We start from the raw sequence: 15,914 nt of genomic DNA, 5'->3' as shown, positions 1-15,914 counted from the left end.
AAGAACAGCAAACGATGCCAGAGAAAAACGAAAGTCCGCAATTGTTGGACTTTCGTTTTTTGGAGGCTAAATCGCCGGTTCGGCTTGTTTGGCTTTTTCCACCGCCGCCATGGCCACAGCGTTGACCCAGTTGATCGGTTGATCAAAGTTGGGCTGGAAGAAGGTGTCGACCATGGCCAGGGTCTCAATGGTCATCTTGGTTTGAATCGCCATGGAAATCATGTTGGCCGACATGGAGACGTCGTGGGCACTGTAGAAGGCGCCGCCCAGGACTTGGTGGGTGGTCGGGTCCCAAGTCAAAGAAGCCGCCACCGGGGTGGTCGTCAGCATGAATTCAGGCCGATAGTTCTGCTCGATCGTGACGCTGTCCACAGTGATTCCTCGGGCAGCCGCACCCGCGGCGGTCAGGCCGGAGGCGGCGAGCGTCATATCGAAGAGGGCCACGGCACTGGACGCCTGAGTCCCTAAGTATCGTTCAGTGGGTGCAGCAATGTTCTTGCCGATGAGGATTCCTTGACGCACCGCATTCGTCGCCAACGGAATGTAGTCGTCCTGCCCAGTGGGGTTGTAGTGCACGGCGGCGGAGTCGCCCGCCGCGAAGATTTCCGGTCGGCTGGATTGCATGTAGGCATCAGTGATCACCGCGCCGTTGGCCAACATGTCGACCTGGTTTTGCAGCAGTTCAGTGCGGGGCCGGAAGCCGACAGCCAGCACGGCAATATCGGCGGTGTAGGCGGCCTGATCGGTGGTGACCGTGATCTGGTCGGCAGCAGTGGTGAAACTGGTGACCTTTTGCCCCAGGGCTAATGCTGTGCCGTGTTTCGTGTACAAGGCTTCGATCCGATTGGTGATGTCCCGGTCGAAATTCTTCGCCAGGACCCGATCGAAGGCATCTACCAGGGTGACCTTTTTCCCGCTCAAAGCATACTGCTCCGCCAGCTCCGCCCCGATATATCCGGCGCCGATGACGACGACCGAATTGATCGACTGGGCGTTGTCATGGAGTTTCTTGGCGTCCGTCCAGTTCTTGCAGAGGAAGACGCGCTCGCTTTGAATGCCGGGAATCGGCGGAATCACCGGGGCAGAACCGGGAGTAAAGACCAACTTGTCGTAGTGGTCGGTTACTTGCTCGCCGGTCACCAGGTTCGTGGCGGCAATCGTTTTAGCGTCGGGGTCAATGGCGGTGATGTTATGTTCCATGCGCATGGTCGCGCCCAGCTGGGCCAAGGCGTCTGGACTGGAGTAAAACATTTTGTTCGGGTCAGACACATTGTTGCCGACCCACAGGGCGATCCCGCAGGAAAGGAAAGACAGATTGTCGTTGCGTTCATAGACGGTCACGGCGTAGTCGGGATGTTCGGTGAGAATTTGTTGGGTAGCGAAGGTGCCTGCGTGGGTGGCACCGATCACGATAATTTTCAAAATAGCAATACTCCTCTCAAAGGCCATGTGATTCGATTCACAGTTAGAATTGTACCACACGCAATTGCCCACGAAAATACCCAATTGGTAGAAACCTGTGTACCGGTACTTTCTGCTTTTATCAACAGAAATGATACAATGAGACCAATGCGAAAGGCGGTGGCGGCGATGATTTACTTAGCCCAATTTTTCTTTCCCGATGAAGACGCGGAGTGGCGGTTCTTTATTGATTTGAAAAAGAAAACCTATAACACGTATTATCCCTTCCAGGTCTTGCCGGATAAGGGCTTGACCCAAATCAATTGTGCCCCGATCACCATTCTGAATGGCGGCAATGGGTCGGGGAAGACGACCGTGCTGAATATTATTGCGGAAAAACTGGGACTGCACCGGGAAGCTCCTTACAACCGGACCAATTTCTTTGAAAATTATTTGGATCGAACCGACGCCACCACAGTGGGCACGGTACCGAAGAAGAGTGCAATCATTACCAGTGATGATGTGTTTGATTACATGCTCACGATTCGCCAGGCCAATCAGGGGATCGACCGCCAGCGGAACCGCCTGGAGGATGAGTATTTAGCGACTAAACACGCCCGCTTCCAGTTCAACGGCCCCGAAGATTACGACCAATTGAAGTCCATCCTGGAGACCCGCAGCAAGACCCAGTCGCGCTACATCCGCGACCACCTGATGCGCAACTTGAAGGAGGGGTCCAACGGCGAGAGCGCCATGGCCTATTTCACCGATCGGATCAAGGAGAACGCGCTGTACTTGCTGGATGAACCGGAGAATTCGCTGTCCCCGGAGAAACAGCTGGAGCTGGTCAAATTCATCACCGATTCAGCTCGGTTCTTCGGCTGCCAGTTCATCATCGCCACCCACTCGCCGTTCCTGCTGGCGCTCCCGGAGGCGAAGATCTATGACATGGATACGACGCCGGTGGCGGAGAAAAAAGTGGACGGAACTGCCTGAGGTGCGGGCGTATTATGATTTCTTCCACCAGCATGCAAAGGAGTTTAAAGAAAAATGAATACTGAAGATAAAGATTGGCTGATGCGGCAGGTGCGAGCCTTCGCCACGGGGTTAGGCGCGCTGTTATCCAAGGATTCTTTGCGTGATTTTTTGGAATACAAGCACTATGACAGTGCAATCATTACGGATGATGACCTGGATGCGCTGATTGTCTATGCCCAGTTCCAACGGCTGGCAGAGGCTCGGCAATTATCAGCGGCCGATTTGGCAGCCGCCAGCGGTATTGCCGCAGATCGCCTGGCGGCGTTTACCAAGGGTACGGCCTTACCCACCACGGCGGAACAGCGGCAGATGCAGGAGTTTTTGGACCATGCGGCAGAATAGCGGAGCTATCTGCCACTATCTCCCGGCTATCTCCCGGTCGACAGGTAACTCCCGAGAAAAAGGCACAAGTCCTCTCAACAAGAGAACTTGTGCCTTTTTTGCACGCGCGCCGACCAGACGCAGATGATCACGATCGTGACTCCCGCAGAGTCACTACGAATATGTCTTGACGCTCTGTTCACGGCTGACGCGCGTAGTGAACCTTAGACCCAATTGTTGTCGATTGCATTGACGAACATCGCCGTGATGACCTTTTCCAGCTCATCATGCTTTGGTGCCGGCGTAACTTCGGTAGAGGTTGCGCGCTTCACTTGTTCCTGTCTCCGCTTCACAAGGATTCACCTCGATCCCGGTTCCAAGGCAAGTATAGCGCGCTCCTAACGCGGACGCATTAGTGACAGCACATATGAATCACCGGCGAATTATTGAGCGGCACGGTGGACAACGCTTTCTAAATCTTTTTTGTTTTCAATCAATACTTCATCCAGCTGTTCACTGGCAAAGACGAGTTTCTTCGGCAAGTTTCGGACCGGAGTAGGCAGCGACCATTGTTTTTCATCCCAGATATGGGCGGGACTGTGTTCAGAAAACTGATACACACTGCTCGCCGGGGTGATCACCCGGCGGATCAGCGAGAACCCGCGGACCGCCGTATAGCATTGATAGTAGGCGTCCAGCCGCCAGTGATGCACAGCGGGCAAAGACAGCAGAAGAAAAATGGACCCCACGCTGTCTTCGGTTTCCATGACTGTTTGGTTGTGCAGCCACGGGGCATAAAGCACGCCCGCCATGCACGGATCATCCCACTCAGCGGCTTGAGCTGTCCAGGTGGTTTCGTCCTGACGGAACTTGGCCGTCATTTCTGCTGGCGTTAGCAATTTATAAGTTTGATGCGGGCAATCGAGGCCGTGAAATTTCCGGTATGGATCAGTGGGGTCGATCAATACCCACCGGCCGGCCATCTGGGTGGCTGCACAAATGTGATCCTGCCAATCGCCGTAACAGTCCTTTTGCACCGTCGCATAGGCCGCCGGGTGCCCGGCCGCCACCAACAGGCTGACCAGCAGATTGCTGAAGTCGCCGCAGGTGCCACTATGCCAGTGCACGACATCGAGATCGCTGCGCTGGAGTGGCGCAAAGGGCGCATTGAGCCGGCTGTACTGAATCTGCTCGGTGTCAAACCAGTCCAGCGCCGCGGCCATCAGATCCATGGCGGATTGGGCGGGCCCACCAAGACTGGTTACTAACTGCTGAATTTCGGGTGCAGTGGGGTGGATATAAACATTCGCCACGGAGTCACCTGCTTTCTTTTTCTTATTTTCCTTACTTTAGCATATTGATCGGGTAGAAAAACAGTCCACCCCCCAGACCCGGGAACAGAAAACGCTGGCAGGGTGTTAGGGTGCCAAGCACGGTCTATTCGGCCGGACTATTATCAGCCTGTATAGTAATGATCAAGACACTCAGGTATACTGATAAAAAGGGTGTGAGACTATGCGGTATGTACTGATTGTTTGTATTGTCATCGCTATTGCAGCAGGATTTATTGCTAATAAAAAGCGCCAGAAACAGTAGGCCGTATATAAATGGTCAAGCAGATGAAAGAATCCCATCATCCGCTTGACCATTTTTGACGTACACGCAGTCTTGCAGTGCAGTGTTTACCCAATCAACGACCCAATCGCAAATCCGATCACCATCGTCAACAATCCCACGATCATGTTCCGCAAGGCACCCTTCCGCGCCGGCACCCGGCTCAAGCGGGCGCTGGTGTAGCCTGTCCCAAAGAGGCAGACCACCACAGCGGCCATCGTCACGCTGACTTTGTAAGGATTGGGGATCAGCGTGATACATAATAGCGGCAGCAGGGCACCCAGGATAAAGGCAAAGAAGTCCGCCCCGGCGGCCAGCCAAGGATTGAGCAGTTTATTCAGTTTGATCTGGAATTTCTCAGCCAGAATGGTAGCAATGTCTTCGTTATTCACGATGCTGTGGGCCATGGCCGCCGCGTTTTCAGCGGCGTATCCCTTAGCCAAATAATGCTGATACATGCCTTGGAAACTGGCGTCTTTGTCGTTTTTCAACTGGTCCTGTTCCTTCTGGCAAATCGAATCCTGGAGGTCCCGCTGGGCAGAAACGGACATGTACTCGCCGCCGCCCATGGAGAGAGCGCCGGAGATCATGGCGGAAACGCCGGCCAGCATCAAGGCGGTGGCGGACATATTCGCCCCAGCGACCCCCATGACGATGCCGGCGGTGGAAATAATACCGTCATTGGCGCCCATCACGCCAGCGCGCAGCACGTTTAATCGATTACCCAAATCCCGGCGGAAAGAGAGACGCTGGCGCCAGGGCAGACGATGTTGTTTTGGTTCGATCAAAATTGTTTCCTCGTTTTCCATACCCAAGTATTCAATTTATTTATGCGGGTATTGTTTAGGGAGAGCATACCGCATTTTCAATCTGATTGGTAGAGAAAAGCATCACAATTAATGATTGATATCATGCGCTGGCCGAAAGTAGCCTTGAGCCGCATAAAGCAGGGCGGCCACGATGACCCCGGCGGCGGTGAACCAGGCGACGCCGTAGAAACCGGTAAAGTTGGCAATAAGAAAGCCGCCGATCCCGCCGCTGATGGCCTCGCCCAAGTACATCGCGGCATTCGCCAAGGCCGCGATCGTGCCCCGGGTTTCACCGGCTTGGGCCTGCAAGGTGGACATGAACAGCGGGAATATGGCCCCGCCGATCAAGTAGATGAACGCCAGAATCAATGCCGCCACCCAGGCCGCGGGCGCCACTGGCAAGATGATGTAGCCAATGATGAAGAGCAGAAATTCCAGGGCGAATGCCCGGGGCAGCGTCAGCCAGCGCACGAAGCGGCTGCTTAACAGGCTGCCGATGAATTGGCCGATCCCGATGACCAGCATCAAACTGCCGATCAGGGAAACGGATAAGCCGTAGCTTTTGGCAAACCAGGTGCCAATGAACGCGAAGCCGCAGAAATTGGCCATCTGGAACAGGAAATAGGCAAAGAGCAGCTTGACCACCGGCCGATTGTGCCAGACTTGGCGGTACACCGCGGTTGACTCATGGTCATCCGCACTGCTCAAGCTGGGCAGATAGCGGGCGCTGAGCAGGGTCAACAGCAGGGCAATTGTGCCGACAAAGAAGAACGGGAACCGCCAAGAGACAGCAGCCAAAAAGCTGCCCAGCGGCACACCGACAATTTGCGCCACAGCTAACCCAGCAGAGACATAGCCCATCATTTTGACGACCTGATCCTTGGGGAATAGCAGCGGGATGGCGGCCCAGATTTGCGGACCGGCGCAGGCGGCGGCCAGACCGGCTAAGAAACGGACGGCCAGCATCATGGGGTATGTATTGGCCAAGCCGCCCAGAGCGGTGGCGCCGGCGAAGATCAGCAAGCCGATGAGCAGAATGCGACGCCGGTCATGCCGGTCTGAAATGGGGCCGACAACAATTTCCGAAAGGGTATAGCCCAGCGCGTAGGCACTGACAATAAAACCGGACAGGTGCTCAGGAATCCCGTAATACTGGGTCAGCGTCGGCAATAAGGGCGAAACCAGGAACGTATCCGTCCCGATAATAAACGTAATCAAGAAAAAGAGGAGTGAAAGTCTTTTCAGTCGCATCAGCAAAGCCGCCTAACTGTTTTATAGTTAGAAATGTTTCAAACAATCAACCAAAAGAAAAACGTGCACTGCCCGCAGGCGGCACGTTTCGCTGTTATAGACTCGCCAGTAAGCCCGGTAATACCGCATCGATTCGGTCCGTATTGAGCTGGACGAACTTCTCCCGACCCTGGGTGCGGGTCGTGACCAGGCCGATCTCCCGCAGGGTGCGCAGGTGGTAGGACATGGTCGACTTATCGATCTCGATATGCTGATTCAGTTCGCCGCAGCCCATTTCGTGGCCGACGCGGTAAAGCATGCGCACGATCGTGTAGCGTCCTGGTTCAGACAGGGCAAAGAAGATCCGGCGCTTAAATTCTTCTGTGCTGGTGGCTGCTGATTGTTTGATATCCATAAAACAGTTGTACCACCTTGACCATGGTGCTGCAACTTAAATTTGGAAGGCGCTGCGGTTTTGCAGGTAAGTAATTTCGTCGAAGGTGATCCGCTGCTGCAAGCGTTCGGCCAGTTCGGAAGTGATTTCATTCTTCGCCAACGCGTCTTGGATCAACTCGTACTCGGCGTGGAATGCTTTCAAAAACATTTGATAAATGATGTCGCCGTCCACGGCGTCGACTTGAACCCGGCGGTGACGGTCCCGGTAGAAGCGGCGGATGGTGTTTACTTCCGCGCGGTTGTCTTTGTCTTCCAGGGTCCCCAATCGTTTCATCACGGCGTCATAGCCGGCTTTTTCAATCGGCAGAATGTCTTCATTGTGGGCGGTAAACTGCTTCTTCCAGAAGATCGGTTCCAGGTTGATGGGGCTGGTCAAAAAGGCATCCTGCACCGAGCGCAGATCGCGATAAATATGGCCCATGTGCAACGTGAAACGGGTGCGCAGGAGCAGATTCTTCCAGATCCGCTGGTCGGCGGTGAAGTCGTTCAAGTCGATGAAGTTGTTGTAGTAATGAGCTTCATCGTCCGTAATCGTCTTGGCCTGGCGCAGGGCCTCAATGGTTTTTTTCTCCGTATCAATGGTGTCCTGGAAAATTGTCTGCTGGACCCGGCGATTCGGCGCGTCATCCAGGATCCGTTCCTGGGCGAGACTGTCCAGCACGATCTGGGCTTCAGCGGGGCGTTCCGTCTCTTCCCGCATGGCCTTGATACCCTCGGCCAGCATCCGCCGAACCCACACATGCTGTTTGTTGGCGACGGGCTGTTTTTTCACGAGCAGGGGGAAGACAAGCGGCGGGACGACCAGACTGATGATGATCACCACGGCGGCCATGAAGATCAATTCATTGCGCAGGGTGACGCCGCGAGGCATGGAAAAGGCCAAGGACAGCGTGATGGTCCCGTTGGCGCCGCCAAAGCCGATGATCAAAGCATCGCGCCAGCGGTGCTTGGTGCGGGGCACATGGACGAGATAGCGGCTCCACAGAATCCGCAGGACCAGTTTGCTCAGGTAGATGCCCAGGCCAATGATGTTCAACAGCAGGAAGGTATTTCCGTACCAGGCGTCGCTGATCACGGTGGGCAAGGTCACGCCCAATAAAACAAAAACCAAGCCGGACAGGATCCCGCTGACCATTTCCCAGACGTTGGTGGAGACGATCTGCATCCGAGCGCTGGTCAAGCGCAGCTGGTCCCGTTCCACCCCATGGGCGATGCCGGCGGCGACCACGGCCAGGATACCGGAGAAGCCCAATTCCTCGGCAAAGAAATAGATCAGCAGCGGGGTGAGTAATTGCAAGGTGGTCATGATGATCGGATCGTCATCGCCCCACTTGATCAGCTGGGTGCGCAGGCTGACGATCAAGGTGCCGACGATTGCCCCGAAGAGAATGCCGCCAATGGCCACGTACAGGAATTGGCCGGTGGCTTGCAGGGGCGAAAATTGACCGGAGATAAACGCCGCCAGAGCCAGGTCAAAGGCCACGATGCCGGCGGCGTCATTGAACAGCGACTCGTTTTCCAAAATCAGCAGCTGCCCCTCACTCAACGGGTTGGTCTGACTGATGGCATTGACTGCCGATGCGTCGGTGGGGGTAACGATGGCAATCAGCGCGAAGGCTAACGCCAAGGGAATGAAGGTGACTGTACTCAGACCGAAGCCGAGCACCAAGACGGTGATCAGCACCAGGCCCACCGCCAGGGAGAAAATATTACCCAGCGTGCGGCCAATCCATAATCGGGAGGCATTCTGCCCTTCGTTAAACAGCAGCGGCGCGATGATGGCAAAGGAGAACACCGAAGGGTCCAGAGTAAAGTTGCGGAAGAAAGGGAAAATGGCTAATCCCATGCCCAAGCCGATGAGCCAGAAGGGCAGCGGGATCTTGGGCAGGTGTTTCGCTAAGACGTTGGCCACAACCACGGCAGCCAGCATCAAGATAAAAATAAAAACTTGATCCACAGCAATTCCCCCTTTTTAACTTATTATAACGTGGGCAGTTCTTTGGCGACGACGATCCGGCCGGTGTGCTGGCTGTCTAATGCTTCATGGGCGGCCACAAATCCCGCCAGAGTGAAAGGAAACACGTGATCAATCGGCACCGTCAGCTGACCTGCCGCGGCTTCTTGGACCAGCTGGGGCAGGGCCGCACTGTCGGTGTCATCCCCGGGATAAGTATGCTGGAAGGTCATGCCGGCGGGCAACCGCGGGGAGCGATGGCTGACTGAAATGATGCGGCCGCCGGGTTTGACCATGGCCACGTCCTGGTCGCCGCCGGCGCCATTCATCGCCACATTGACGACAATGTCGGCGGTGGCGGCAAGGGCGGTGCTGATGTCCGCTTGATCGTAAGCGACAAAGCGATCCACGCCCAATTTTTCCACCAGCAGTTGATTCCGAGCACTGGCTACGCCGATGACGGTCGCCCCGACCTGGTTAGCCAGCTGGACGACTAGAGACCCCACGCCGCCGGAAGCCCCTTTGACAATCACTGTTTCACCGGCTCGAATGCGGCCAAAGGTATAGACAATGCGGTAAGGCCGTGACTCCGGGCGTCACTAGTGCAGCCGCGGTGGTGAAACTGAGCTGTGCGGGCAGTTTGGCCGTGCTGCGTACCGATGCGGTGACTTGGGCGGCATAGCTTTGCTGGACATGGGCCACGACCCGGTCGCCGATTTGAAAGGTTGCATGATTGCTGCCGACGGCGGTCACAATGCCGGCTGCGTCCCGGCCGGGAATCGTCGGACCGCCTAAGCTGCCCTGTTCCCGGGAAAGGCGCTCCCGATTATTTAGGCCGATGGCGGCAACGTCAATCAAAACCTGATCATTGGCCGGGTGCGGAGCGGCAATATCGAATTCCTGCAAGGCAGTGGGTCCGCCGCCTTGGGTAAAACCGAATGCTTTCATTAATGGTCACTCCTTTTTGGGGTCAGTTTAGCCGGAAATCCGCGGCGCAACAAGCAATATGCTTGCAGCGACCCACATGCAATGGTGTTGGCAGCAATTCAGCACTGCACAATCTGGATGTATACAATTCGTTTTAACTAGAAGAATACCGAAGAATTTATCAAGCCCCGCGAGACCTTGCACTGATTATACTGGACCGCTTTCAGCCTGTTCAGTACGTAATTTTCATTTGTGTTTTCAGTGCATTCCCCCTATATATCGTGGTATCATAATTCATAACCACTACATGATGTGGCTGGGAACGGATCGCTGGTACGGTCGGCCAGACATGTGGTGGATTGCAAGAAGGAGTGAGCCACGATGTTAGAGGTACACACGGTTACGACCAAAATTAAGAAGCGCGACGGCCGCATCGTCAATTTTGACGCGAGTAAAATTCAAACGGTGATTACGAAGGCCGCCCAAAGCGTGGGGAAGTTGTCCCCAGCGGATACGAATGCCATCGATGACATCACCAATGATGTGACGGCAAAAATTCAGGACCGCTATACGGCTGACGTCGAAATCTCTGAGATTCAAAACATCGTGGAGCAATCCTTGATCAATGACGGCAAGTACGATTGGGCAGAAAGCTACACCCAGTACCGCCTGCAACAAGACCTGAAGCGCAAGCAGCGGCGGGACGTCAATTTCCAGATCGACCGGCTGTTAAGCAAAGACAAGACCGTCGTTAACGAGAACGCCAACAAGGACAGCCGGGTTTTTTCGACCCAGCGGGATCTGACCGCTGGGGCCGTCGCCAAGGCGATCGGTCTGAAGATGCTGCCCAAGGCGGTGGCCAATGCCCACGTCCGCGGTGACATCCACTGGCACGATTTGGATTACACGCCCTACATGGCTGAAACCAACTGCTGTTTGATTGATTTCAAATATATGCTGACCCACGGCTTCGCCATCGGCAACGCCGAAGTGGAACCGGCGCACAGTATCGGAGTGGCGGTCACCCAAATGACCCAGATCATCGCCAATGTCGCTTCATCCCAATACGGCGGCTGTTCCAGCGACCGGACCGACGAAGTGCTGGCGCCGTTTGCGGAGAAGAACTACCAGAAGCATTTGAAAGAAGCCCGCGAGCTCACCGACGATCCGGCCAAGGTAGAGGCCTTCGCTAAGGAACGGACCCGCAAGGACATCTATGATGCCTTGCAAACCTTGGAATATCAGGTCAACACCCTGTATTCAACCCAGGGCCAGACGCCGTTTGTGACGGTTGGGTTTGGCCTGGGCACCAGTTGGATCGAACGGGAGATCCAGAAGGATATTTTGAAGATCCGGATCTTGGGTCTGGGCAAAGAAAAACGCACGGCCATTTTCCCGAAGCTGGTCTTCACCCTAAAGAAGGGCTTGAATCTGCACCCCGACGATCCCAACTACGACATCAAGCAGCTGGCCATTGAGTGTGCCACCAAGCGGATGTACCCGGATGTGTTGTCCTACGACATGATCAAGAAACTGACCGGTTCCTTCAAGGCACCCATGGGCTGCCGCTCCTTCCTGCAAGGCTGGACAGATCCCAAGACCGGTGAAGAAGTGAATGCCGGCCGGATGAACCTGGGGGTGCTCACCGTAAACCTGCCCCGCATCGCCATGGAATCCAAGGGCAATCAAAAGAAGTTTTGGGAGATCTTCGAAGAACGGATGAACATCTGCAAACAAGGCTTGGTCTACAAGGTCCAGCGGACGAAAGAAGCGACCCCGGAGAGTGCCCCGATCCTGTACAAGTACGGCGCGTTTGGGCACCGCTTAGCGTCCACGGATACTGTCGACTCCCTGTTCCGCAACAGCCGGGCTACTGTTTCTTTGGGCTACATCGGCTTGTATGAAGTCGGCACGGTGTTCTATGGTCCCAATTGGGAACACGATCCTGAGGCCAAGGCCTTTTCGGTCAGCATTGTCAAGTCCATGGCCGACCACTGCAAAGCTTGGGAAAAAGAATACGGCTATCACTTCTCCGTTTACGGCACGCCCAGTGAATCCCTGACTGATACGTTCTGCCGGGACGACCGAAAGAAGTTCGGCATCGTCAAGGACATCACGGATAAGGAATACTATACCAACTCCTTCCATTACGATGTGCGGAAGAAAGTTACGCCGTTTGAGAAGCTGGATTTTGAAAAGGACTATCCCCAGTACAGTGCCGGCGGCTTCATCCACTACTGCGAATACCCGAATTTGAAGCAGAACCCCAAGGCGCTGGAAGCCGTGTGGGATTATGCCTATGACAAGATCGGTTATTTGGGGACCAACACGCCCATTGACCAATGCTTCAAGTGCGGTTTCAAGGGTGAATTCAAGGCGACCGCCAAGGGTTACGAATGCCCGGAATGCGGCAACCATGATCCGGAAACCTGCGATGTGGTCAAGCGGCTTTGCGGCTACTTGGGCAATCCCAACAAGCGGCCAATGGTTCACGGCCGGCAGGAAGAAATCATCCACCGGGTGAAGCACATGAGCTTCAGCAACGATCAAATCGCCAATGCGCGTTATTAGAAAGCCGGGTGTTTGATGGATCGCACAGAAATTCAAAAGCACATGGCACAAGAGAGCAAACGCAGGATCGCGCGGTTGCCGAAGAATCCCAAACCGCAGGAATGGCTGGCCAAGGACTTATCCTTGGGCTATTACGCCAGTTACAAGCCCTTCGTGATGGTGGACGGGGAAGGTGTCCGATGCAGCTTGTATGTATCCGGCTGCAAGTTTGCCTGTCCCGGCTGCTACAATGCCGTCGCGCAAAACTTCCATTACGGTCAGCCCTATACGGATGCCGTTCAGGACAAGATCCTCGACGATTTGTCCCATTCCTACGTGCAGGGCTTGACCCTGCTGGGCGGCGAACCGTTCCTGAATACCCAGGTCTGCTTGAAGCTGTGCCGGGCGATTCGGGCCCGGTTCGGCCACACTAAGGATATTTGGTCTTGGACCGGGTATACGTGGGATGAGTTGCAGCAGGAATCTGATGACAAACTGAAATTGCTCAGTATGCTGGACATTCTGGTGGACGGCCGCTTCTTGGAAGCGGAGAAAGATTTAACACTGCAGTTCCGCGGGTCCAGCAACCAGCGGATCATCGATGTGCCGGCATCATTGAAGGAAGATAAAGTCGTTATCTGGTCGCGCTTGGTGAAATAGTCGCGAGTGAGGTCCGGACCACGCACTGCTGTTAGGCAATTGGCTGATGGCGGTGCGTTTTTTTTGGCCCAAATAATGAGTGAAAATCATTGCTGATGAAAAATGGGGGGTATAATGCAGTTAAATTATATATTAATTTGGAAGTTCTAATGGCACGGCTGAATCAAAGGCCAGTGAGTGGGGATGTTGGCAATGCACAGTTATGGGGATTGGACTTATATTATGCGGCTGTTTGGCAAACAGCGGCGGGCGGCTAAAATACTATTATTTCTAATCGATTGTATTGTCGGAGCGGCCTACGCCGGGTTCGTGGTGTCTTTCCCGGCCCTCGTGGTGCATTTGATTCAACAGCCTATCCTGCCAGGGCTGAGTACGGTACTGGTTATTCTGGCGATTGCGCTGGTCGGCTACGGGCTCAATATCCTCGATACCCATCTGCAAGACGGGTTGACCCAGTTCACGTTTGATTTTCGCTTCGACTATATTCCGGTATTCTCGGGTTTGATCTTTAATTGGCGCCAAGCGGATATTGATTCGGTCCAAGGCAAAGCTGTTATCGATCAAGCCTATGAAGCAATTTATAACGGCGGCAACGATGGAATCGGGGCCGTTGTGGACAATACCCTGCAGGCCGTCCGTACAAGTATTCAGGTGATCATTGTCGCTTTGGTGTTAGGCTACTTTAACCCCTGGCTGATCCTGATTGTGGCGGCAATCAACTTGGTGGAATACGCGTTGCAGCGGATCGCTAATGCCTGGTTTGCCAAGCATAAACAGGAAGAAAACCAGATCGCCAGTTACCAGAGCTATTTCACCCGGATGTTAATGAAACGCAGCAGTGGGAAAGATATTCGGCTGTTCAACCTATTTCCGCTGCTGCACCAGCACTTCACAGTATTGGCTGACGGCATTGTTGCCTGGCAGCAGCGCTATACCCGGGTCACCACGCTGGTCGGCGGCTTGCAGGTCGCGGTGAATGCTCTGGGTATTCTCGGCACGCTGTTGTTTCTGATCCAATCCCAGACGGTCAGTATTGAAAACATCATCGTCTTCATCACTGCCATGCAGGTGCTGAATGCCCGGTTCACGACCATTCGTCAGGCATTGTCTGAAGTGGGCCGTAATCTGTCGTACGCGGCGAGTTTCCGGGCTTTCTTGGGGTATGCCCAGCCCCTTGAACCAACTCCGAACTTGCCGGCAATTGACCAGATCCAGTCCGTGCGCTTGCAGGATGTCTCCTTTGCGGTGGGCTCGGCCACTCTGCTGCATCATGTATCGTTGGCGCTGGCTGCTGGCCAGTCCCTCGCCATTGTGGGAGAGAATGGTGCCGGCAAGACGACGCTGATCAAACTGATCTGCGGTCTGTATCCGCCGACTGCCGGGACCATCACCATTAACGGCCAACCGCGCACCGCCTGGTCGACCGCATCGCTGCGGGACCGGATCGCGGTGGAATTTCAGGATGATATCCTGCTGCATTTTACGATTGCTGAGAATATTGCCTTGGTGGTACCTGAAAAAATTGATTGCGACCGGGTGGATCGCATGCTGCAGGAAGTGGGTATGCTCGATTTTGTTCAGCATTTATCCCATGGTGTGCGCACGATGATTGGCAATGAACTAGATCCCGATGGTATTTCTTTGTCAGGCGGGCAGAAGGAAGAGCTGCTCTTTGCCCGGGTATTGTACAAAGACGCCGACTTGAATATTCTGGATGAGCCCACGGCAGCCCTGGACCCGCTGGCTGAAAAGCAGTTCTACGCCTTGGCCAGTGCGAAGCTCAAGGACAAGATGGTCATTTTCATTTCGCACCGGCTGGGTTCCTTGACGGTGCAAAGTCAAATCATGGTGATGAAGGATGGCCGGATCATCGGTCTGGGTTCCCATGCCGAGCTGCTGGCCAGCTGTACGTATTATCGGCAATTGTGGGAAGCTCAAAAGACGCTGTACGCGGCGGGTGATCAAAATGAAGAAAATTAACGCAGCAGTTCGCGAATTGGGCAGCACGCTGCACCTGATGAATAGTCTGGACAAGAAGCTCGTCTACTTGATGCTCGCCACGAGTTTGCTCAACGCCATGAATCCATACGTGCTGATCATTGGCAACACGCAGCTGTTGAACGCGATGGTGGCCCGCCGCTTTAATACGGCGATCCGCACCGCCGTGGTGACCTATCTGTTAGTGATCGTGGTCGGGTTAGCTGCCCTATTTATCCGTCAGACCATGCTGGTCAGTGCTGCCCGGGCCAACGAAGTATTAAAGATACGGATCCATGAAGCCTGGGAGCAGGTGGACTTTGCGACACTGGAATCTAAGGAATACTTCAGCACGATGAACAAGAGCGAGTCCTCCTTCCGCTATTCCGGCGGCGTGCGGGCGTTTTTTGCCCAGCTGCAGCAGTCTTTAGAAAATGTGCTGGAGATTATCACTGGCATTTCGCTGCTGGCCTGGATGGTTGTCTATCGCATTACGGAACAGCAGACTATCCTCTATGCCACGATTGTCGTCGTGGTCGGACTGATTTTGCTGGAAGCCGGCCTTGGGTGGGCATATCAGCATTTGACCAAACAGAACATTCAGATCTTTGCGGCCCTGATGGTTTTCCCGCGTTTACAATCTAAGTGCAACACATAATTAAATAGACCAAAAAGGCCATGATGACCTATTCTTATAAGCAACCAAGCACATAAGAAAGGCACATCATGACTAACATCAAGCGTACCATCTCTAAGGCTTACCAACAACTATCAAATTTTGATCGCGTTCGCATTGAAACTCTGCTCAATCAGGGATTCTCCCAAGCACGGATTGCCCGCGAACTCAACCGCTCTCGTAGTACTATTTCGCGTGAGATCACTCGTGGCTCCGTTCTACAGCGAATTCCCGGGCATAAGGTAGCGTTGATTTACTTTGCTGATACGGCAGCTTATCTGCACGCTCAGCGGCGGGAGCG

Annotated in this window: 15 protein-coding genes; 7 read left to right on the top strand and 8 right to left on the bottom strand. The window is 54.4% G+C overall.

The genetic code is table 11. The features are described from left to right. Positions 1-66: 66 nt before the first annotated feature. Complete coding sequence (locus H627_RS0106640) at positions 67-1,422, bottom strand: FAD-dependent oxidoreductase (protein WP_027828311.1); 1,356 nt, start codon at positions 1,420-1,422, stop codon at positions 67-69. 138 nt (positions 1,423-1,560) lie between these two features. On the opposite strand from H627_RS0106640, the gene H627_RS17325 reads away from it, so the two are divergent. Together H627_RS17325 and H627_RS0106630 are read left to right on the top strand one after the other, a co-directional pair. Beyond that, on the top strand, positions 1,561-2,397 hold the full coding sequence (locus tag H627_RS17325) for an AAA family ATPase (RefSeq protein ID WP_226999222.1): 837 nt from the start codon (positions 1,561-1,563) through the stop codon (positions 2,395-2,397). A gap of 54 nt (positions 2,398-2,451) precedes the next feature. Next, entirely contained in the window at positions 2,452-2,781 is a 330-nt protein-coding gene (locus H627_RS0106630; protein WP_027828310.1) for a hypothetical protein, read from the top strand. Between the two features lie 422 nt (positions 2,782-3,203). Here the strand turns inward: H627_RS0106630 and H627_RS0106620 are convergent, their stop codons facing one another. The 7 genes from H627_RS0106620 to H627_RS20005 form a co-directional block, all read right to left on the bottom strand. Next, complete coding sequence (locus H627_RS0106620; protein ID WP_027828309.1) at positions 3,204-4,073, bottom strand: transglutaminase domain-containing protein; 870 nt, start codon at positions 4,071-4,073, stop codon at positions 3,204-3,206. Between the two features lie 369 nt (positions 4,074-4,442). Continuing rightward, the gene (locus tag H627_RS0106615) at positions 4,443-5,162 is read right to left on the bottom strand and encodes a VIT1/CCC1 transporter family protein (protein ID WP_226999223.1); all 720 of its coding nucleotides are present in this window, start codon (positions 5,160-5,162) and stop codon (positions 4,443-4,445) included. Positions 5,163-5,270: 108 nt separating this feature from the next. Beyond that, positions 5,271-6,434: an MFS transporter gene (locus H627_RS0106610; RefSeq protein ID WP_027828307.1), complete on the bottom strand. Its 1,164-nt coding sequence runs from the start codon at positions 6,432-6,434 to the stop codon at positions 5,271-5,273. A 94-nt stretch (positions 6,435-6,528) separates the two neighbouring features. Next, a complete protein-coding gene (locus H627_RS0106605) occupies positions 6,529-6,828 on the bottom strand; it encodes an ArsR/SmtB family transcription factor (protein ID WP_027828306.1) in 300 nt (99 codons plus the stop codon). Positions 6,829-6,864: 36 nt separating this feature from the next. Continuing rightward, a complete protein-coding gene (locus H627_RS0106600) occupies positions 6,865-8,826 on the bottom strand; it encodes a cation:proton antiporter (RefSeq protein WP_027828305.1) in 1,962 nt (653 codons plus the stop codon). A 23-nt stretch (positions 8,827-8,849) separates the two neighbouring features. Next, positions 8,850-9,356 (bottom strand): zinc-binding dehydrogenase, encoded by a 507-nt coding sequence (locus tag H627_RS20010; protein ID WP_051225241.1) that lies wholly within the window; start codon positions 9,354-9,356, stop codon positions 8,850-8,852. A gap of 4 nt (positions 9,357-9,360) precedes the next feature. Further along, positions 9,361-9,771 carry an alcohol dehydrogenase catalytic domain-containing protein gene (locus H627_RS20005; RefSeq protein ID WP_051225240.1) on the bottom strand — a complete coding sequence of 137 codons (411 nt, stop codon included), beginning with the start codon at positions 9,769-9,771 and terminating at the stop codon, positions 9,361-9,363. Positions 9,772-10,131: 360 nt separating this feature from the next. On the opposite strand from H627_RS20005, the gene nrdD reads away from it, so the two are divergent. From nrdD to H627_RS17315, 5 genes are all read left to right on the top strand, one after another. After that, positions 10,132-12,321, top strand: a complete 2,190-nt coding sequence (gene nrdD, locus H627_RS0106590) for an anaerobic ribonucleoside-triphosphate reductase (RefSeq protein WP_027828304.1) — start codon at positions 10,132-10,134, stop codon at positions 12,319-12,321. Between the two features lie 42 nt (positions 12,322-12,363). Further along, positions 12,364-12,960, top strand: a complete 597-nt coding sequence (gene nrdG, locus H627_RS0106585; RefSeq protein ID WP_027828303.1) for an anaerobic ribonucleoside-triphosphate reductase activating protein — start codon at positions 12,364-12,366, stop codon at positions 12,958-12,960. A 192-nt stretch (positions 12,961-13,152) separates the two neighbouring features. Beyond that, positions 13,153-14,940 (top strand): ABC transporter ATP-binding protein, encoded by a 1,788-nt coding sequence (locus H627_RS0106580; RefSeq protein WP_027828302.1) that lies wholly within the window; start codon positions 13,153-13,155, stop codon positions 14,938-14,940. Further along, complete coding sequence (locus tag H627_RS0106575; protein WP_027828301.1) at positions 14,927-15,595, top strand: hypothetical protein; 669 nt, start codon at positions 14,927-14,929, stop codon at positions 15,593-15,595. The genes H627_RS0106580 and H627_RS0106575 overlap by 14 nt, the downstream gene beginning before the upstream one ends. 68 nt (positions 15,596-15,663) lie before the next feature. After that, positions 15,664-15,914: helix-turn-helix domain-containing protein (locus H627_RS17315; RefSeq protein ID WP_035440147.1), on the top strand; the 251-nt coding region annotated here is incomplete at its 3' end.

This window comes from Schleiferilactobacillus harbinensis DSM 16991, from assembly GCF_000425885.1.
GTDB lineage: Bacteria > Bacillota > Bacilli > Lactobacillales > Lactobacillaceae > Schleiferilactobacillus > Schleiferilactobacillus harbinensis.
This window is presented reverse-complemented; position numbering and strand designations above follow the sequence as displayed.